Annotated in this window: 15 protein-coding genes; 10 read left to right on the forward strand and 5 right to left on the reverse strand. The window is 62.8% G+C overall.

Features of this window, described 5'->3' with window-relative positions:
- Window positions 1–18 precede the first annotated feature (18 nt).
- Window positions 19–2,457 (forward strand): sensor domain-containing diguanylate cyclase, encoded by a 2,439-nt coding sequence (locus tag JBE38_RS00715; RefSeq protein WP_205343346.1) that lies wholly within the window; start codon window positions 19–21, stop codon window positions 2,455–2,457.
- A 29-nt stretch (window positions 2,458–2,486) separates the two neighbouring features.
- Here JBE38_RS00715 and dacB read toward each other — a convergent pair whose 3' ends face one another.
- Together dacB and JBE38_RS00725 are read right to left on the reverse strand one after the other, a co-directional pair.
- Window positions 2,487–3,947 carry a D-alanyl-D-alanine carboxypeptidase/D-alanyl-D-alanine endopeptidase gene (gene dacB, locus JBE38_RS00720; RefSeq protein ID WP_060756209.1) on the reverse strand — a complete coding sequence of 487 codons (1,461 nt, stop codon included), beginning with the start codon at window positions 3,945–3,947 and terminating at the stop codon, window positions 2,487–2,489.
- A gap of 300 nt (window positions 3,948–4,247) precedes the next feature.
- Complete coding sequence (locus JBE38_RS00725; RefSeq protein ID WP_060756208.1) at window positions 4,248–4,592, reverse strand: YggL family protein; 345 nt, start codon at window positions 4,590–4,592, stop codon at window positions 4,248–4,250.
- A gap of 260 nt (window positions 4,593–4,852) precedes the next feature.
- Here JBE38_RS00725 and JBE38_RS00730 point away from each other — a divergent pair, with 260 nt between their 5' ends.
- Window positions 4,853–6,178 (forward strand): NAD(P)/FAD-dependent oxidoreductase, encoded by a 1,326-nt coding sequence (locus JBE38_RS00730; protein ID WP_205343347.1) that lies wholly within the window; start codon window positions 4,853–4,855, stop codon window positions 6,176–6,178.
- 112 nt (window positions 6,179–6,290) lie between these two features.
- Here JBE38_RS00730 and JBE38_RS00735 read toward each other — a convergent pair whose 3' ends face one another.
- Genes JBE38_RS00735 through JBE38_RS00745 form a run of 3 tightly spaced genes read right to left on the reverse strand, consistent with a single transcriptional unit; the run spans window position 6,291 to window position 9,380 of the window.
- Window positions 6,291–7,754, reverse strand: coding sequence for an aldehyde dehydrogenase family protein (locus tag JBE38_RS00735; protein ID WP_205343348.1), 1,464 nt, complete (start codon window positions 7,752–7,754; stop codon window positions 6,291–6,293).
- Window positions 7,755–7,794: 40 nt separating this feature from the next.
- Window positions 7,795–8,508, reverse strand: coding sequence for a cupin domain-containing protein (locus JBE38_RS00740; protein WP_161549052.1), 714 nt, complete (start codon window positions 8,506–8,508; stop codon window positions 7,795–7,797).
- A 20-nt stretch (window positions 8,509–8,528) separates the two neighbouring features.
- Window positions 8,529–9,380 carry a GNAT family N-acetyltransferase gene (locus JBE38_RS00745; RefSeq protein ID WP_205343349.1) on the reverse strand — a complete coding sequence of 284 codons (852 nt, stop codon included), beginning with the start codon at window positions 9,378–9,380 and terminating at the stop codon, window positions 8,529–8,531.
- 503 nt (window positions 9,381–9,883) lie between these two features.
- On the opposite strand from JBE38_RS00745, the gene JBE38_RS00750 reads away from it, so the two are divergent.
- The 8 genes from JBE38_RS00750 to JBE38_RS00785 all read left to right on the forward strand — a co-directional run bounded on the left by JBE38_RS00750 (window position 9,884) and on the right by JBE38_RS00785 (window position 20,064).
- Window positions 9,884–10,552 carry a haloacid dehalogenase type II gene (locus tag JBE38_RS00750; RefSeq protein WP_060756194.1) on the forward strand — a complete coding sequence of 223 codons (669 nt, stop codon included), beginning with the start codon at window positions 9,884–9,886 and terminating at the stop codon, window positions 10,550–10,552.
- A gap of 31 nt (window positions 10,553–10,583) precedes the next feature.
- Window positions 10,584–11,858, forward strand: a complete 1,275-nt coding sequence (locus JBE38_RS00755; RefSeq protein ID WP_090369318.1) for an NAD(P)/FAD-dependent oxidoreductase — start codon at window positions 10,584–10,586, stop codon at window positions 11,856–11,858.
- Between the two features lie 95 nt (window positions 11,859–11,953).
- Window positions 11,954–13,591 carry an ABC transporter substrate-binding protein gene (locus JBE38_RS00760; RefSeq protein WP_205343350.1) on the forward strand — a complete coding sequence of 546 codons (1,638 nt, stop codon included), beginning with the start codon at window positions 11,954–11,956 and terminating at the stop codon, window positions 13,589–13,591.
- A 19-nt stretch (window positions 13,592–13,610) separates the two neighbouring features.
- Window positions 13,611–14,567 carry an ABC transporter permease gene (locus JBE38_RS00765; RefSeq protein ID WP_205343351.1) on the forward strand — a complete coding sequence of 319 codons (957 nt, stop codon included), beginning with the start codon at window positions 13,611–13,613 and terminating at the stop codon, window positions 14,565–14,567.
- Window positions 14,564–15,439, forward strand: a complete 876-nt coding sequence (locus tag JBE38_RS00770; RefSeq protein WP_161549054.1) for an ABC transporter permease — start codon at window positions 14,564–14,566, stop codon at window positions 15,437–15,439. The genes JBE38_RS00765 and JBE38_RS00770 overlap by 4 nt, the downstream gene beginning before the upstream one ends.
- Before the next feature lies 1 nt (window position 15,440).
- The gene (locus tag JBE38_RS00775) at window positions 15,441–17,282 is read left to right on the forward strand and encodes an ABC transporter ATP-binding protein (protein ID WP_205343352.1); all 1,842 of its coding nucleotides are present in this window, start codon (window positions 15,441–15,443) and stop codon (window positions 17,280–17,282) included.
- A 43-nt stretch (window positions 17,283–17,325) separates the two neighbouring features.
- A complete protein-coding gene (gene argE / locus JBE38_RS00780; RefSeq protein ID WP_104994502.1) occupies window positions 17,326–18,483 on the forward strand; it encodes an acetylornithine deacetylase in 1,158 nt (385 codons plus the stop codon).
- Window positions 18,484–18,600: 117 nt separating this feature from the next.
- Window positions 18,601–20,064 carry an NAD-dependent succinate-semialdehyde dehydrogenase gene (locus tag JBE38_RS00785; protein WP_060756187.1) on the forward strand — a complete coding sequence of 488 codons (1,464 nt, stop codon included), beginning with the start codon at window positions 18,601–18,603 and terminating at the stop codon, window positions 20,062–20,064.
- Window positions 20,065–20,066: the final 2 nt, after the last annotated feature.

Consider the following 20,066-nt stretch of genomic DNA (forward strand, 5'->3'; position numbering starts at 1 on the left):
GCGTTGTGAGTGTTGCCTATGCCTTTACCCGCTGCCCGCCCGAAAATCCTAGGCTTTATCAGTGAGCAGGCGTCGGCTTGGCTGGTGGCATTGGTGGTATTACTGGCAGGCTGCGCGCTGACGGCGGTTGTCGCGTGGGCGGCTGCCGACCTTTATCAGCAACAGGTGCGCCAGCGTTTCCAGTTGCTGGTCAATGAACGTTCTACACGCATTCAGGAACGTTTCGAGGACCAGGAGCAACGCCTGGGCAGCCTGCGGCGTTTCTTCATCAACTCCGCTGATGTCTCTCGCGAAGAGTTCGACGGCTTCGCCCAGCCCTTGCTGTTGCATACCCGCGCCTATGCGTGGGCGCCCCGGATATTTCGCGAGCAACGCGCTCCGTTTGAGCAAGAGATCTCCCGACAGCGCGGCAGCCCTTTTGTGATCCGTGAACTCAATGCGGCGGGCAATTTGGCCGCGGCACCCGAGCGCGATGAGTACGTCCCGGTGCTGTACAGCCAGACCCAGAGCCTGCTGGGCTCACCCCTGGGGTTTGACCTGCTGGCCCAGCCCCTGCGCCGATCGGTCCTTGAGCGTGCGCAAAAAAGTCGCAAACCGGCAGTGTCCCAGCCGATGCAACTGGTCGGGGTGGAGCCCGCCTACGCAGCCGGCGTGTTGTTGGTGTCGCCGGTGAGCAAAACCCCGGACGCCGAGCCCTACGGGTTTGTGATGGCGGTGATCAGCATGCGTCAGCTGGTGGCCGAGGGGCTGCCCAAGTCGACACGCGACAACCTGGTGATGCAGATCGTCGACACCTCCGACGATCAGGAGCGTGTGCTGTATGCCTCCAGTAATTCGGTGGGCGACAGCGGCCTGGCCGCTGCGCGCCGGATCACCCTGGGCGACCATGTCTACATCCTGAGCCTGCGTGCCAGTAAGGTATTCGACCAGGCCAACCACTCTTCGATGAGCATGATCCTGACCATGGGCGTGCTGCTCAGTCTCTTGCTCAGTGCCTTGCTTTACGTACTGGTCAGCCAACGCCAGCGCGCCTTGAAACTGGTGGAGCAGCGCACCGTGCAGTTGCGCCTGCGCGAGCAAGAATTGCGCGGCGCCCATGGCCAATTGCGCAGTGTGCTGAATGCGGCGACCCAGGTCGCGATCATCGCCACCGACTTGCGTGGCGTGATCAACACCTTCAATGCTGGTGCCGAGCAAATGCTGGGGTTCAAGGCCGAACAGGTGTTGGGGCAACTGAGCCTGGACAGCCTGCACCTGCCTTCGGAACTGGAAGCCCGGGCCGTGCACTTGAGCGCGGCGTTGGGCAAGCGTATCGCACCCTGCCAGGCGATGCTGGTGGAAAGCCCGGACAGCCAGCATGAAGCCCGTGAGTGGACCTTGAGGCGCGAGGACGGCAGCCACTTGACGGCCAATATGCTGCCGACGGTGTTGCTCGATGAGCACGGTCTGTGGATCGGGCACCTGGCGATCTACCGCGATGTCACTGAGCAAAAACGTGCCTACGAGGCCCTGGCGGCACGCGACCGTTTGCTGAAAAAACTCAGCGCCCATGTGCCCGGTGGAATCTTCCAGTTCACCGTGGAGCCTCAGGACCGCTGGCGCTTCATCTATGCCAGTGACGGCATGCGCGATATCTATGAAATCGAACCGGGCGTGTTGCAGCAGGATGCGAGCAGCGTTCTCGAGCGTATCCATCCGTTGGACGTGGAGCGGGTGCGCAACTCGATTCGTCTGTCGGCATTGCAGTTGAGCCATTGGCGCGAAGAGTATCGGGTGCAACTGCCGCACCGGGGCCTGCGCTGGATTCGCGGCGAGGCCACGCCGGAAGAGTTACCGGGAGGCGGTACGTTGTGGCATGGCTATGTGTCGGATATTTCCGATCTGAAGCGGGTCGAGGAAGAGCTGCGCACGCTGTCGATTACCGACGCGCTGACGGGTATCCATAACCGGCGCTATTTCCAGGATCGCGTCAAGGCGGAGATGATCCGGCTTAACCGGACCTGCGGCGCATTGTCATTGATCATGTTCGATATCGACCATTTCAAGCGGATCAATGATCAGTATGGGCATGGCGTGGGCGACGGGGTTCTGCAGGAACTGTGCAAACGTGTTCTTCAGCGTCTGCGTCGCAGCGATGTGTTCTGCCGCGTGGGTGGCGAAGAGTTCGTGGTGTTGTGCCCCAATACCGATGGCGACCAGGCCTACAGCCTTGCGATGGCGCTGTGGGAGTCGCTGCGCAGTGCGCCGATGGAGACGGTGGGCATCGTGACCGCCAGCTTTGGTGTGGCCAACTGGCGGGTCGACGAAGGGGTTGATGGGTTGTTGCTGCGTGCGGACTCGGCGGTGTATGTGGCCAAGCAGGCGGGCAGGGACCGGGTGGAAATGTGTGGCAGGGGCGGTGCGCCGAGTCGATTGACTCGCGAATCCGGTGAGTCAGTCAAAACCTGGGGTGACTGACCGCCCGAGTTCGCGAGTCTCCTGCCGGGTCAGAGCACCGGCGCTGCAGCGCTCAGTTTCGGCTGGCGATACAGGTCCAGCAATACCTGATCCAGCACCGACGAAGCGCCCCACGGCTTCGAGTCGTTGAGAATGGCCACCACGACCCAGGTATTGCCATTGTTGTCGCGGCTGAACCCGGCGATAGCGCGCACGGTGTTCAAGGTGCCGGTTTTGACATGGGCTTCGCCGCGCAAAGCCGTGGTCTTCAGGCGTTTACGCATGGTGCCGTCGGTACCGGCAATCGGCAGTGAGCTGATGTATTCGGCCGCGTAAGGGCTTTTCCAGGCGGCTTGCAGCATGGCCGCCATTTCGCGGGCACTGACCCGTTCGGCGCGGGACAGGCCGGAGCCGTTTTCCATCACCAGGTGAGGGGCGGTGATGCCTTTCTTCGCCAGCCATTGGCGTACTACGCGTTGCGCCGCCTTGGCATCGTCGCCATCGGCATCGTTGCGAAACTGTGCACCCAGGCTCAGGAACAACTGCTGGGCCATGGTGTTGTTACTGTATTTGTTGATGTCGCGGATGATTTCCGCCAGGTCCGGCGAGAACGCACGGGCCAGCACCTTCGCATCCTTGGGCACCGGTGCCTGGATATCGCGGCCTTGGATCGTGCCGCCCAACTCCTGCCAGATCGCACGTACGGCACCGGCAGTGTAGGTGGCGTGGTCCAACAGCGACAGGTAAGTCTGCGAACTGCAGCCATCACCCAACTGGCCACTGACCGTAACGGTCACGCTGCCATCGGCCGCAGTCGTGGGGTTGTAGCGTACGTCGCCGGTGCATTGCTTGGCGTTGTTCGCCTTGACCTGATTGTCGATGCGGATGCTCGCGATCGGTGGTTCGACCGACACGATCACCCGGCCTGAATCATTGCGGGTGACAAAACGCAGCGCCTTGAGGTTGACCAGCAAGGCATCGGGCTTGACCAGGAACGGTTTGTTTTCGTCGTTGCCGTCGTCATTGAATTCCGGCAGTTGTGGCTGGTTGAAGAAACTGCGGTCCAGCACCAGGTCGCCGGTCACTTGCTGTACGCCGTTGGCACGCAGATCGCGCATCAGCAGCCAGAGTTTTTCCATGTTCAGCTTGGGGTCGCCACCCCCCTTGAGATACAGGTTGCCACGCAACACGCCACCGTTGAGGGTGCCGTCGGTGTAGAACTCGGTCTTCCACTGATGATTGGGGCCGAGCATTTCCAGGGCCGCATAGGTGGTGATCAGCTTCATGGTCGAGGCCGGGTTCACCGAGACGTCAGCGTTGAAAATGGTCGGCGTGCCTGGACCGTTCAACGGCAGCATCACCAGAGACAGCGAGGTGTTCTGGATTTTGGCTTTCTGGAGGGCCTGCTGAACATTCGGGGGCAGGGTGTTATTGACGGGGGCAGCGGAGACGGAAAAGGCCAGTGGGAGGAAAAAACCGGCAATGAGCACTGAACGTAAAGATTTGATCATAAGGAATAAAACCCTGCTGCTGAGGAGGGTGAAAAGGTGAGGGGTAAATAAGAAAAATCCCTCAATGGTCATGAAAGTGTCGGCATTATGCCCCAAGGTGCATGCCGTTGTAGCTGAACGATAGCGGGTAATTGGCGTTTTTTTCAGGCACGGGACCGCTCTGCCGGCGAATTCGGCTGGTGAGCGCTTTGGATATCAAGGATTGAAGGCTTTGGAAGGGCAGCCCTGCGGCGTGCGGCTTGTAGCGAGGGGTGAGGCTTAAACAAACAGGGCCATCACGAAGGATGGCCCTGATGGCGATCAAGCAACAGGGTTGATCGGCTTTTCCGGGTACCACACGTCCAGCAATGGGCTGACTTCGGCTTTGGTCAGTTCATCGCGGGACTTGAGCCAGGCTTCAACCTTGGCACGCTGCTCTTCGCTGACCGAGCCACGCTTCTGCAGGCAGACCAGACCGTAGTCGTCACCGCCGACGTAGCCCAGGCCGTTGGCTTCCATGGCTTCTTTCAGGAACGCGTCGAGAAATGCATCGATTTTATCGTCAGCCAGATTTTCCTTGAATTCCAGGTTCAGCTCGAACCCCAATTCCTGGAACTCGTCCACACACAGTTTTTTGCGCAGACGCTGGGAGCGGTTAGTGGCCATGAAAACATTCCTCTTAATAAATATCGGTGCGCACTCTACCAGTTAATAGGCCTGACTGCCCCATTTGCGTGCTATCACCGTCTGCCGCCGGGCAGAAAACCGATGTTTGCCGGGGCGGTAAAGTCTGCCGGGGTAGGCTTGATAAACAGTGGTTTGTACCACTCGGCGGGTCTTTTTAACCGTTTATGCATGGCTTCATGGTGGTGTAATAAATCCATGCTGCCGCGATGCCATGACTGACCCTTGACGGATACCCACTTATGCCAGCTCCCTTGATTGCTGTAGAAACTTCTCCCGACTTGCCGACGGATGCTGATGTCGTGGTGATTGGCGGTGGAATCATCGGTTCCTTTACTGCTTATTACCTGGCCAAGCGCGGCATGAAGGTCGCCCTGGTTGAAAAGGGCCGCATAGGCGCCGAGCAATCGAGCCGTAACTGGGGCTGGTGCCGTCAGCAAAATCGCGATGCGCGCGAGCTGCCGATGTCTACCAAGAGCCTGGAGCTGTGGGAGCAGTTCGCCGCCGAGACCGGCGAGCAAACCGGCTTTAACCGTTGTGGCCTGCTTTACCTGAGCAACGACGAAAAGGAGCTCGATACTTGGGCACGTTGGGGCGAGTTCGCCCGTTCGGTCAACGTCGAGACCTATATGCTGACGGCACAGCAAGCCGCTGACCGCGGGCGGGTGACCGGCAAACCGTGGAAAGGCGGGGTCTACTCACCCACCGACGGCATCGCCGATCCCTCCCGCGCCGCCCCGGCGGTCGCCCGCGCGATCATGGCGCTGGGCAGCACGGTGCATCAGGACTGCGCGGTACGGGGCGTGGAAACCGAAGGCGGTCGACTGTCTGCGGTGGTCACCGAAAAAGGCACCATCCGCACCCGGCTTGCCGTGCTCGCCGCAGGCGCCTGGGCCTCTTCGTTCTGCCGCCAATACGGCATTCGTTTTCCCCAGGCGACTATTCGCCAGACCGTGCTTCGCGTGTCGCCTCCAAGCCTGGAACTGCCGAGCGCGCTGCACACCACCTTTGCCTCGATGACGCGCCGTTTCGATGGCAGCTACACCCTGGCGATCAGTGGGCGCGGGCGTGTCGACCCCACCCCGCAGTTGCTCAGCTTTGCACCGCAGTTCCTGCCGATGTTTCAACGCCGCTGGCGCAACCTCGCCGTGGGTGGCTTCGAGGGCGCGAAGGCGGGCCATGAGGGCTGGAAGCGTTGGCGCCTGGATGCGCCGACGCCGATGGAGAAGATGCGGATTCTGGATCCGACTCCGGACGCCTCGGCGGTCAAACTGACCTACCAACGCGGCACGCAATTGATACCGGCGCTTAAAGACTCAACGGTGACTGCCGCCTGGGCGGGGTATGTGGACAGCACGCCCGACGGCGTCCCCGGCATCGGTGAAATGGCCAACCTGCCCGGGCTGATATTGGCGGCAGGGTTCAGTGGGCATGGGTTTGGAATCGGGCCGGGAGCGGGGCATCTGATCGCGGACATTGTCAGTGGCGCGCAGCCTATCGTGGATCCTACGCCTTATCATCCGGACCGGTTCAAATCATCGGCGTGGGGCAAAGTCGCGGATTTCTGAAATCGTGGATATCTGAAGTGAATATCTGAAAAGGGGGGCTTGCTCCCGATAGCGGTAGGTCAGTTGACCTCTCTGCTATCGGGAGCAAGCCCCCTCTTGTTTACGGTGGATATCAGGCACCGAATCCGACAATGGCCTTGGTTTCCAGGTACTCCTCAAAACCTTGCACGCCATACTCCCGGCCATTCCCCGAACGTTTATAACCGCCAAAGGGCGCCATCGGGTCCCAGGCCGGATGGTTCAGGTGCACCTGCCCGGCGCGAATGCGCGACGCCACGGCACGCGCAAGCTGGATATCCTGCCCCTGCACATGCGCGCCCAGCCCGTACACCGTGTCATTGGCGATGGCGACGGCTTCATCGAGGCTGTCATACGCGATGATGCAGAGCACCGGGCCGAAAATTTCTTCCTGGGCAATGCGCATGCTGCTCGCGACTTCGGAAAACACGGTCGGGCGGGCATAGAAGCCTTTGTCAAAGCCCGGCACGCGTCCGGGGCCACCGCAGACCCGTTTCGCGCCTTCGGCGATGCCGGCTTCGATCATGCTCTGGACACGCTCGAACTGTGCCTGGTTGGCAATCGGGCCGAGTACGGTGTCCTCCGACTGCGGGTCACCGACGACGATGCCATTGGCGGTGGCCGCTGCCAGCGCTTCGACTTCCGCCAGCCTGCTCCGGGGCACGATCATCCGCGTCGGGGCGCTGCAGGATTGCCCCACGTTGCGAAATGCCGACATCACACCCAGCGGCACAGCCTTGGCAAAGTCCGCGTCGGGCAGCAGCACATTCGGCGATTTACCGCCCAACTCCTGGGTCACGCGTTTCACCGTCGGCGCGGCCGCTTGCGCCACCAGCGCGCCGGCGCGGTTGGAGCCGGTGATGGAAATCATATCGATGTCAGCGTGCGCCGCCATGGCAGCACCTACCTCGTGGCCACTGCCATTGACCAGGTTGAACACCCCAGGCGGCAGGCCGGCATCGTGCACCAACTGGGCGAACAGCAACGCGCTCAGCGGCGACAGCTCGCTGGGTTTGAGCACCACGGTGCAGCCGGCGGCAATCGCCGGGGCAACCTTGGCGGTGATCTGGTACAGCGGCCAGTTCCACGGGGTGATGAGCCCGCATACGCCGATGGGTTCGCGCTCGATCGCGGTGCTGCCTTCCAGCGTCTGGAAGCGATAGTCGGCCAGCAGATCACGTGCGACGCGCACGTGTTCGGCCGCCAGTGGCACCTGCATGGCCCGTGCGAAACCTATCGCCGCGCCCATCTCCAGGCACAGTGCCTGGGCCAGCTCTTCCTTGCGTTCCAGGATCAGCGTATGGATCTTGCCCAGTACGCGGGCGCGCTCCGCAGGGGCGCAAGCCGCCCAACCGGGAAACGCCTCACGCGCCGCTGCAACGGCGCGATCGACATCTTCGGCGGTGCCGCGCGCCACCTGCGCCACCTCCTGTTCGGTGGCCGGGTTGATCACCCCGAGGCTGGCCGGAACAGCCGGCGAAACCCACTGGCCATTGATGTAGAACCTGGCCAATACGTGGGCATCGACGCTGGGGTGGTTCGAAGAGTGTGTAGTCATGTTCAACGGGCTCCCTGGAGCGATAACGGGCGTTGCAAACTTATTTCACCGCGTAAACCTTGCGCACATACACCGAGCCGCGCCAGGCACAGGGCGCGCCTTTGGCGACGAACACGGTGTCTCCGGTGTTGACCGTCAGATCGACACCCTCAGCGTCCTGAAGCGTCATGTTGCCTTCGATCAGGTACATCAATTCGTGCAGCTTGTGCGGGCGGCCGTGGCGGGCATAGGGCGTCGAGTCCCAGATGCCGACGCGCAGTTCGGTGCTGGCGTCGTCGAACAGGTTGTTGGCGCGGCATTGCGGCGCAGGGCCGATCAGGATGTGTGCGTCGGGTGCGGCTGACGGGTTGAGCTGGGCACGCGGATCGAGCCAGGTCAGGCCGGGGCGCAACGGGGCGTCGGCAAGGTCCACGGCGCAGAAGGCCCAGCAGGTGCCTGGAGTCGCCTGCAGGGTGAGGCGGGTGCCACGGCCGATGACCGCGCTGTCGCCGACGCCCAGTTCCAAAGTCTGCTCGGCGCTGTGCAGCAGGACTGAGCCTGCGTGAACCACCAGCGTTTCGCTGTGGGGGAAGTCTTCGATCACCGCTTCGCCGCTGAACGCGACCAGGCCGGCAGACACGCCGTCGTCGCTCAGCCAGGCCAGCCGGCGGGTGTTGCCGAAGGGGTCGAGCGTGCTCAGGGCCGCGTTGCGCAAGGGCGTGTCGACAGGGCTGCCGTCAGCGCGAGCGAGCATGAGGATACGGGGGGGGAACATGGGCAATACTCCAGGAGAAATCAGCCGACGGCTTGGGTGATCAGGGCAAATGCATGTATGCCTGCGCGGGCTTTGGGCGGTTCACCCTTGGCCATGCGTGCAACCTTGTCGACGCACTTCAAACCGGCCTGCTCGAGCCAGTCGTTGAGGCCGCATTCGGCCGGGATATCGATGCGCACAAAAGCGTCCGGTACCTCGGCCAGCAGCGTGCCGATCAGGTGCTTGGCCTGTTCGAGCGTCTCGGCGACTACCGGGCCGATGCAGCGCCCGCGACCAAAGGGGCACAGCAATGCAATCGCGCGCAATTGGCCGTCGCGTTCGATGCCTACCGCGTGCTCCACTTGCAGATCGCGCAGGATCTCGCGGCGGTCCAGGCCGCTACCGGCGCTGGCCAGGTCGATCAGGGCGGCATGATCATCGGCATTCAGCGTGCGGCAGGTTTCGCCTGCGGCCAGAGCGGTCAGTTCGGGAACCTGCACCTGACCTTGATGCTGTTGCACATAGCCAAATTCGACAAACCCCTGGCTGGCATAAAGCGGTGCACCGGCCAGGGTCGCGTTGAGCAGTGGCGTGCTGGTTCGGCAGGCCTTCAGGGCCATTTCCATCAAGCGTCGGCCGATGCCCTTGCCCTGATAGTCGTCGCTGACGATCACCAGGCCGATCGTTGTGTAATCACCCTGGGGGCAGGCGAACGCCGAGCCGATCAGGCGCTCACCGTCGAGTACCACAAAACCATCGCTGACCCGTTGCAACATCGCCCAATCTTCCAGGCGGTGTGGCCATTTGAGTTGCACCGACAGGTCATGGGCGGCTGGGAGGTCGGCGACCGTCATTGAGCGATAGAGGTAATCAGGGTGTGGCAGGGCAGCCATGGCGGGCCTCCGTTGAGCACGGGTTGAGGGTCGTTGAAACGCCTGTATCCCACCTGCTTTGCGGGCTGGCAAGAGGGCGCGCAGCATTCGGTAGATTTGCCGTGCGGGAGGGTAACGCCACCATAGTTACTACCAAATCGGAGGGGGTGCTCAGCAGCAAATGCCTCACGGCTGATGGACCTGTCCAGCGCTGTGCACGCAGCGCTTCTTTATAGAAAGGGTGTCCACCACACATTCTGCCGCTGATCGCCCCCAGCCTTGAGCCTTCGTGCCCAAAAAGGCCCATTAAAGCGCATGAATACGGGCTTCGCCCAAGCCTGGAGCGCGCCGCAAACTCTGCTGGCGCCGGCGGCAAAAACGGTGCTTTGTATTGAGGCGGGCGCTTTTTTGACGCCATCTGCTGATTTCACAGTGGTGTAATGAAGCTGTGCTGCAACGAGGCCGACGCGCCGTCAGAGCCGCGAATGCTTGCCACCTTCCACTGACTCCAGGACCGCCCCCCCATGAGCTTTCTTCGTCCCAAATTCATTACGTTTGACTGCTACGGTACGCTGACCAACTTCCAGATGGGCCCGCTGACCCGCGAGCTGTTCGCGGACCGCATCGCGCCTGAGCAGATGGATCAGTTCGTCAAGGATTTTGCCGCCTACCGCCTGGATCAGGTGATGGGCGACTGGCGGCCGTACGACGAAATTCTCAAGACCGCCCTGGCACGTACCTGCAAGCGCTGGGGCATCGACTATCGTGAAGAAGGTCAGCTGTATTACGACGCCGTGCCGACTTGGGGTCCCCATGCGGACGTGCCGGCCGGCCTGTCGAAGATCGCCGACAAGATTCCCCTGGTGATTCTCTCCAACGCCATGGACAGTCAGATCATGTCCAACGTCGAAAAGCTCGGTGCGCCGTTTCACAAGGTGTACACCGCCCAGCAGGCCCAAGCCTACAAGCCACGCTTGCAAGCGTTCGAATTCATGTTCGACAACCTCGGCTGCGGGCCGGAAGACATCTTGCATGTGTCGTCCAGCTTCCGTTACGACCTGATGTCGGCCCACGACATGAAGATCAAGCACAAGGCGTTTGTTGCCCGCGGACATGAAGCCGCAGGCAATGCCGCCTATGGCTACCAGCAGATCACCGATATCGGTGGCTTGCCGGGCCTGGTCGGTCTGTAAACACCAACGTCATCGGCGTACGAGGTTAAACATGGGCAGTGAATCCTATTGGCTCGACACCGCACCCGCCTTCACCGGCGCGCAGTTGGGTGACCTGCCCAGGCAGGTCGACGTGGCGGTGGTCGGTGGCGGGTTTACCGGCCTGTCGGCGGCCAGGGCGTTGGCCATGCGCGGCGCCAGTGTGGTGGTGCTGGATGCCGGGCGGGTGGTCGGCGAAGCCTCGGGGCGCAACGGTGGGCAATGCAACACCGGGGTGGCCCAGGATTATGCCGGGCTGCATGCCAGCCTCGGAGCCGCCAAGGCGCGGGACTATTACCAGGCTTATGAAAGCGCAGTGCAGACCGTGGTGTCGTTGGTGGACCAGGAGCAGATCGCCTGCGACATGGTGCGTAACGGCAAGCTCAAGCTGGCGGCCAAGCCCCTGCATTACGAAGGGTTGGCGCGCACCTGCGAGTTGATCCGCCGTGAAGTCGACGCTGATGTCGAGTTGCTCGATGCCGGCCAGACCCGAGCCGAAGTCCATTCGGCGCAGTTTCACGGCGGCTTGCTGCAACGCAATGGCGTGCAAATGCACATCGGGCGTTTTGGTGTGGGCCTGGCCGAGGCGGCGGCGCGACGCGGCGCGATGATCCATGAGCACACGCTGGTCAATGACTGGAAAGCGCAGGCCGGTGGTTATCAAGTCAACACCGCGCGCGGCTCGCTGCACGCCGGTCAAGTGTTGCTGGCCAGCGGTGCCTGCCAGCACGGTGGGCTTGGCTGGTATCGCCGACGCATCGTACCGGTGGGCAGTTTTGTCATCGTTACCGAAGTGTTGCCCCAGGCGCTCATCGATCAGCTATTGCCGCAGCACCGCGCCTATGTGACCAGCCGCATGATCGGCAATTACTTTCGCCTGACCCCGGATAACCGTCTGCTGTTCGGCGGGCGTGCACGCTTTGCGATGTCCAACAGCGTGTCGGATGCCAAGAGCGGCAAGGTACTGCAGGCCGCGATGCTGAACATGTTTCCGCAGTTGGCCCAGGTGAAGATCGATTACTGCTGGGGCGGCCTGGTGGACATGACCTCCGACCGCCTGCCACGTGCCGGGCAACATGGCGGCGTGTTTCATTCCATGGGCTATAGCGGCCATGGGGTGCAGATGTCGGTGCACATGGGCCAGGTGATGGCCGAGGTGATGGCCGGCAATGCCGCGGCGAACCCGTGGCGTGAACTCGAGTGGCCGGCGATCCCCGGGCATTTCGGCAAACCCTGGTTCCTGCCGTTCGTGGGCGCCTATTACCGCTTTCAGGACTACTTACACTGAGTTGCCGCTGTTGCCTCACCGTCGTGTGTGTTTCCAGAACGCTCCGGATAACCGTGAGCACTCGAACCTTTTAATTTTCGACAGGTAGCCTTGCCATGACAGACAACAAGACCACGCCCTCGCTCATCTCCGGTGAAGAGAGCCTGCGGGTATTCGAAAGCCTCAATCGCGGCATGTCGCGGCGCAATGCCCTGCAAATGCTCGGCCTCGCCGGTGTAGCGGCGGCCGGTGCGGGCAGCTTGTTCGGTACGGCCGGCAAATTGTGGGCCGATGAAGCACCGGCCGAAGGCAAGGGCAAGCCGGGCGGCAAGATCCGCGTGGCCGGTATGTCCACGTCTACCGCCGACACCCTCGACCCGGCCAAGGGCGCGTTGTCTACCGACTACGCGCGCCAATACATGTTCTACAACGGCCTGACGCGCTTCGATAGCCACATGACCCCGCACCTGGAGCTGGCCGAACGCATCGACAATGTCGACGCCACGCTGTGGACCATCACGCTGCGCAAGGACGTGACCTTTCACAACGGCAAACCGCTGACTGCCGCCGACGTGGTGTTCTCCCTGAGCCGGCATAAGGACCCGTTGACGGGTTCCAAAGTCATGGCGCTGGTGGAGCAGTTCACCGAGATCAAGGCCACCGGGCCGAATGAAGTGCAGATCCGCCTCAGCGCGCCCAACGCCGAGCTGCCGTCGATCCTCGCGGTGTCGCACCTCTTGATCGTCCCGGAGGGCACCACCGATTTCAACAAAGGCATTGGCACCGGGCCGTTCACCGTCGGCGAATTCAAGCCCGGTGTGCGTTCGATTGCCGTGCGTAACAAGAACTACTGGAAGCCGGGCCTGCCTTACCTCGATGAGATCGAGTTCATTGCCATCGCCGATGAGCCATCGCGGATCAACGCGCTGCTGTCGGGTGACGTGCACATGATCAACGAAGTCAACCCGCGTTCGACCACGCGCATCAGCGCCAGCCCCAAGCACCGGGTCGTCGATGCGCCGTCGGGCAACTACACCGACTTGATCATCCGTCAGGACCAGATGCCCGGCAAAAGCCCGGAATTCACCCAGGCCATGAAGCTGCTGCTGGACCGCGAACAGGTCAAGTCCGCCGTGTTCCGCGGCTATGCGGTTGTCGGCAACGACCACCCGATTTCGCCCGGCGCGCGCTACTACAACAGCGACCTGCCGCAAACCGTATACGACCCGGAAAAGGCCAAGTTCCTGCTCAAGAAAGCCGGCATGGAGAGCATCACCATGCCGCTGGTGGCTTCGCCGGCCGCGACCGGTTCGGTGGACATCGCCGTGTTGTTGCAACAATCGGCCAAACAGGCCGGGCTCAAGCTTGACGTCAACCGCCTGCCCACCGATGGCTACTGGTCCAACCACTGGATGAAGCACCCGTTGAGTTTCGGCAACATCAACCCACGGCCGAACGCCGACGTGATGTTCTCGCAGTTCTTCCAGTCCAAGGCGCCCTGGAACGAGTCGGGCTGGCAGAGCGATCAGTTCGACCAGTTGCTGTTGCTGGCCCGTGCCGAAACCGATGACACCAAGCGCACCCAGATGTACCACGACATGCAGGCACTGGTGCACGACCATTGCGGTATCGGGGTGCCCGTGTTCATCAGCAACATCGATGGCGTGGACAAGCGTGTGAAGGGCTACGTGGCCAATCCGCTCGGTGGTTTCATGGGCTACATGTTTGCCGAGCAAGTCTGGCTGGACGCTTGAGCACCGCGAGGGCAGGACGATGAATAGCACTACACTGTGGTTGATCGGGCGGCGCATCGGCGCCGGGGCCGTGACGTTGTTGATCGTGTCCATGGTCGTGTTCGCGATCACGGCGGTACTGCCGGGGGATGCAGCGCAACAGTCCCTGGGCCAGTTCGCCACCCCGGAACAGGTGGCGGCATTGCGCCTGAAACTGGGGCTCGACCAGCCCGGTGTGCTGCGCTACCTGCACTGGTTGATCAGCCTGCTCAGCGGTGACTTGGGCATGTCGACCTCCAGTGCCATGCCCGTCAGCGAATTGATGGGCGGCCGGGCGCCCAACACCTTGATGCTGGCGAGTGCCACGGCTTTGGTGTCGGTGCCGGTGGCCATGGTGCTGGGTATCGGTTCGGCCATGGCGCGGGGCGGGCGCATCGACAACATCCTGAGCTTTATCACCCTGGCCATGGTCGCGGTGCCGGAGTTTCTGGTGGCGACCCTGGCGGTGCTGATTTTTGCGGTGAACCTGGGGTGGCTGTCGTCGCTGTCTTATGCGAGTGATATCAGCTCCCCCTGGCAGTTCATGCGCACCTATGCCTTGCCGGTGATGACGCTGTGCTGCGTGATCGTCGCGCAAATGGCGCGCATGACCCGCGCGGCAGTGATCGATCAGCTCGACAGCCCTTATGTGGAAATGGCGCGTCTCAAAGGCGTCGGCCCGATCCGTATTGTGCTGCGCCATGCGCTGCCCAATGCGATCGGCCCGATTGCCAATGCCATCGCCCTGAGCCTCTCGTATCTGCTGGGCGGCGTGGTGATCGTCGAAACCATCTTCAACTATCCCGGCATCGCCAGCTTGATGGTCGATGCCGTGACCAACCGCGACATGGCGTTGGTGCAGGCGTGCAGCATGCTGTTCTGCGCGGCCTATCTGGGCCTGGTGTTGATCGCCGACCTGTGCGCCATCCTGTCCAATCCGAGGCTGAGAAACCAATGAATATGCTCATTGCGAAAGGCAAGCCTGCGTCCTCGGCCCTGGCGTTGGCCAAAGCATCCAGCGGCCCGTCCTGGCTGGGGCTGGTGGGTGGCGTGGTGTGCCTGGCCTGGTTACTGCTGGCGCTGGTCGGCCCCTGGCTGGCGCCGCACCCGGTGGGTGAAGTGGTGTCTGATAACGTCTTCGACGGCTTCAGCCTGGCTCATCCGTTCGGCACCGACTACCTGGGCCGCGACATGCTCAGCCGCGTGATGGTCGGCGCCCGCTTCACCGTCGGCCTGGCGCTGGTAGCGGCGGTGCTGGCCAGTACCTTGGGCACCTTGTGTGCGCTGGTGTCGGTGGTGTCGCCCAAGTGGCTGGACGAAATCCTCAGCCGCATCATGGATGCCTTCATTTCCATCCCGAGCAAAATGTTCGCACTGATCATGGTCTCGGCATTCGGCTCGTCGGTGACGCTGCTGATCTGCACGGCGGTGATCAGTTACATCCCCGGCTCGTTCCGCGTGGCGCGCAGCATGGCGGTGAATATCGAGACCCTGGAATACGTGCAGGTTGCGCGCACCCGCGGCGAGGGCCGCCTGTATGTGGCGTGCCGGGAGATTCTGCCGAACATGCTCAACCCGGTATTGACCGACCTGGGGCTGCGTTTCGGCTACATCGTGCTATTGCTTGCCGGCATGAGCTTCCTGGGCCTGGGCGTGCAGCCACCGGACGCCGACCTCGGCTCGCTGGTGCGCGAAAACATCGGCGGCCTCAGCCAGGGTGCGTTGGCTATCGTCATTCCGGCGCTGGCCATTGGCACCTTGACCATCGGCGTGAATCTGTTGATCGACTATCTGTCTTCCCGACGCAGTCGACGTGCGGGAGGCCATTGAAATGACGGAATTGATTCGTGTCGAAGACTTGCGTGTCGTCGCCTGTGGCGAGCACGGCGAAGTGGAAATCGTCAAAGGCGTGAGCTTCGCGCTGGAGCAGGGCCAGGTGCTGGCGTTGATCGGCGAGTCCGGCTCCGGCAAGACCACCATTGCCCTGTCGCTGCTCGGCTACGCGCGACGTGGGTGTCGGTTGTCCGGCGGGGTGGTGCGTGTCGGTGAGCACGACATGCTGGCCGCGAGCGAAAGCCAGTTGCAGAAGCTGCGCGGCAACCGCGTGTCGTATATCGCGCAGAGTGCGGCCGCCGCGTTCAACCCGGCGAAAAAGCTCATCGACCAGGTGGTAGAAGGCGCACTGATCCACGGGCTGGGTAGCCGCGTCGAGTTGGAGGCCAAGGCGATCGGTCTGTTCCGTGACCTGGCCTTGCCCAACCCGGAGCGCATCGGCCAACGCTACCCGCACCAGGTCTCCGGCGGGCAGTTGCAACGGGTGATGGCGGCGATGGCGCTGATCAGCGACCCCTTGCTGGTGGTGCTCGACGAGCCGACCACGGCGCTGGATGTGACCACGCAGATCGACGTGCTGCGGGCATTCAAGCGCGTGGTACGCGAACGCGGCGCGACGGCGGTGTATGTGTCCCATGACCTGGCGGTCGTGGCGCAAATGGCCGACCGTATCGTGGTGCTCAACAATGGCCAGATTCTCGAACAGAGCGCCACCGCGCCGCTGCTCGAAGCCCCGGCGCATGACTACACGCGCAGCCTGCTGGCGGCCGCGCAGCCGGACGCGACGATCCGTCCGCCGTCCGGCATCGCCGAAGACACGCCACTGCTGACCATCAGCGGCCTGACGGCCGGCTACGGCAACAAAAATGCGCAGGGCCTGCCGCTGATCCGTGTGCTCGAAGGCATCGACCTCACCGTGCGCAGGGGCCAGGCGATCGGTGTGATCGGCGAATCCGGCTCGGGTAAGTCGACCCTGGCGCGGGTGGTCGCGGGGTTGTTGCCGCCCGCCCTGGGTGGCCTCAGGTTCGACGGCCAGCCGCTCGGAGGCTGCCTTTCCGAGCGCACGCCGGAACAGTTCCGACGCATCCAGATGGTGTTCCAGAACGCCGACACCGCGCTCAACCCGATGCACAGCGTGGAGGCCATCATCGGCCGGCCGTTGAAAATGTACTTCGGCCTCAAGGGCAAGGCGTTGCGCGAGCGCACCGAGCAATTGCTTGACCTGGTGCGCCTGCCACGCACCTTGGCCGGCCGGCGCCCCAGCGAGTTGTCCGGTGGGCAGAAGCAGCGGGTCAACCTGGCCCGGGCGCTGGCCGCCGAGCCGGACCTGATCCTGTGCGATGAAGTCACCTCGGCCCTGGATACCGTGGTGGGGGCGGCGATCCTGGAACTGTTGCGCGATCTGCGCCAGGAACTGGGTGTGTCCTACCTGTTTATCAGCCACGACATCTCCACCGTGCGCGCGCTGTGCGATGACATTGTGGTGATGTACAGCGGCCGGAAGGTCCAGGCCGGCAGCCGCCAGACGTTTGCCGAGCCACCGTTCCATCCCTACACCGACCTGTTGATTCACTCGGTGCCGGAATTGCGCCAGGGCTGGCTGGAAACGTGCGGCGCGACCAGCGGCACGTTGCCGCCGGTGGGTGCAAACGCCGGCGGGCTGCAACTGTGCAGCTTCCTCAATCGCTGCCCGATGCGCGTCGACGGCCTGTGCAACAGCGTGCCGCCCAGCCGGCGCGTCTTGGACAATGGCAGTGAAATTCTCTGCCACCATGACGCTGCCCAACTGCTCAAGACCCAGCAAGGCCGGGTGATTGAAACTTCGGGAGCCTGCGCATGAGTCGGCGCCTTGCCCTTTTTGCCCTGCAACGGAGCCAGGTCTGATGAAACCTCGCGTACTGGATATCCTGAAAAAACTGCTGGCGTTCGACACCGTTTCATCGGAGTCGAACATGGCCTTGATCGAATATGTGCGTGACCTGCTGCTGACCCGTGGCATCGAGTCGCTGATCGTCAAGGACGCCAGCGGGCGCAAGGCCAACCTGTTCGCCAGTACCGGCCCTGAGGGCCAGCCTGGCGTGTTGCTCTCCGGGCACACCGACGTGGTACCGGCGGCAGGGCAGGCCTGGACCTTTCCGGCGTTCGCCGCCACCGTCCAGGACGGGCGGATCTATGGGCGTGGCAGTTGCGACATGAAGGGCTTTATCGCCCTGGCCATTGACGCGATGCTCGAGGCGGCCGATCACCCGTTGAGTCGCCCGTTGCAACTGGCCCTGTCCCATGATGAAGAGATTGGCTGCGTCGGCGTGCGACGTTTGCTGGATGTGCTGCATCTGGCGCCGGTACGGCCGTTTCTGTGCGTGGTGGGCGAGCCGACCAACATGCAATTTGTGCTGGGCCACAAGGGCAAGGGTTCCTACCGCACCTATTGCCGTGGCCTGGAGGCGCACTCGTCGCTGGCGCCGCGTTCGGTGAACGCCATCCATGTGGCTTGCGACTTTATCGCCGCGCTGCGTGAGAGCCAGCAGCAGTTGCAGCACCATGGCGCCCAGGACACCGATTACGACGTGCCCTACAGCACCGTGCATGTCGGGCAGATTGTCGGGGGCAAGGCGCTGAATATCGTGCCGAACCTGTGCACCCTGGATTTCGAGGTGCGCAACTTGCCGGCCGACGACCTCGAGCACTTCCTGGAGCAACTGCGCGAGCGGGCCGAAGTGATCGTGCAGGAGGCGAAGAAACTGTCGAGCGTCGCGGCTATCGAGATCGAGACCCTCAACGTCTACCCGGGCCTGGATACCCATCCCAGCGTCGAAGCGGTGCGCTTTCTCAAACAGTTTGCCGCGCCGGACACGGGCACTGCCAAGGTGTCTTTCGGCACCGAGGGCGGCCTGTTCAAGCAGCGCCTGGATGTTCCGGTGGTGGTGTGCGGGCCGGGCTCGATCGAACAGGCGCACAAGCCCGATGAGTTTATCGAGATCAGCCAGATGGAGGCTGGAGAGGTGTTCCTGCACGGCCTGCTCGGTTCATTGAAGGCCTAGCAGAGCCTGCCGTCCTGGGCGCAATTTCAGCAGGCCACGCTGCCCACGCGACGCTTTCGGCATCCTTGTTCGTGGCACCTCCCTAGACTGGAGCGTGTCTCGAACCAGGACCCGACCATGCTCACTACTCGCCTGCAAGACCCCAGCCTCCTTACTGAACTCGCCTATGTCGATGGCCAATGGATCGCCGCCGACAGCGGCGCCACTCTGGACGTCCTCGACCCTGCCACCGGCCAGGTGCTCGCCAGGGTACCGGCCATGGACGCGGTCGACACCCGCCGCGCCATCGAAGCCGCCGAGCGTGCCTGGCCCGCCTGGCGTGCACGCCCGGCCGCCGAACGCGCCGCGCTGCTGGAGCGCTGGTACCAGGCCATGCTCGATAACCTCGATGACCTGGCGCTGATCATGACTCGCGAGCAGGGCAAGCCGCTCAATGAAGCCAAGGGTGAGATCCGCTACGGCGCGGGCTTCGTCAAGTGGTTCGCCGAAGAGGCGCGCAGGGTCTACGGCGAAACCATGCCGGCACCCAGCGGCGACCGGCGTCTGCTGACGCTCAAGCAGCCGGTGGGCGTATGTGCCGCTATCACGCCGTGGAATTTCCCCAATGCGATGATCACCCGTAAATGCGCGCCGGCCTTGGCCGCCGGCTGCCCGATCATCGTCAAGCCATCGGACCTCACCCCGTTGTCGGCCCTGGCCCTGGCGGTACTGGCCGAGCGCGTCGGCATCCCGGCCGGCGTGTTCAACGTGATCACCGGGCTGCCTGCCGGTATTGGCACGGAACTGACCGGCAACCCGAGCGTGCGCAAGATTTCCTTCACGGGTTCCACCGCCGTCGGCCGCCTGCTGATGCGCCAAAGCGCCGAGCACATCAAGCGCTTGAGCCTGGAGCTGGGCGGCAATGCGCCGTTTGTGGTGTTCGACGATGCCGACCTCGAGCAGGCGGTCGCGGGGGTCATGCTCAGCAAGTTTCGTAATGCCGGGCAAACCTGTGTGTGCGCCAACCGCATCCTGGTGCAGGACGGTATTTACGAGCGCTTCGCCGCGCGCCTGGTGCAAGAGGTGAACAAACTCAAGGTCGGCCACGGCCTGGAGGAGGGCGTGAGCATTGGCCCGTTGATCAACCCGGCGGCGGTCACCAAAGTGACGCGGCATATCGAGGATGCCTTGAGCCAGGGCGCGACGTTATTGTGCGGCGCAATCCCGACTGACGACAGCCCGTTCGTGCAACCCACGGTGCTGGGCGACGCTCATGCAGGAATGCTGCTGGCCAACGAAGAAACGTTCGGCCCGGTGGCGCCGCTGATGCGCTTTACCCACGAGGCACAGGCACTGGCCCTGGCCAACGCCACTCCGTACGGCCTGGGCGCCTACTATTTCACCCAGAACCTGGCGCGCTCGTGGCGCTTTGGGGAGGCCCTCGAGTTCGGCATGGTGGGCCTCAATACCGGGATTATCTCGATGGAAGTCGCGCCGTTCGGCGGCATCAAGCAATCGGGGCTGGGGCGCGAAGGCAGCAAGTACGGGCTGGACGAGTACCTTGAAGTCAAAGCTTTTCACATTGGCGGGTTGAACGAGTGAGG

This window comes from Pseudomonas sp. ICBG1301 (genome assembly GCF_016918385.1).
Lineage (GTDB): Bacteria > Pseudomonadota > Gammaproteobacteria > Pseudomonadales > Pseudomonadaceae > Aquipseudomonas > Aquipseudomonas palleroniana.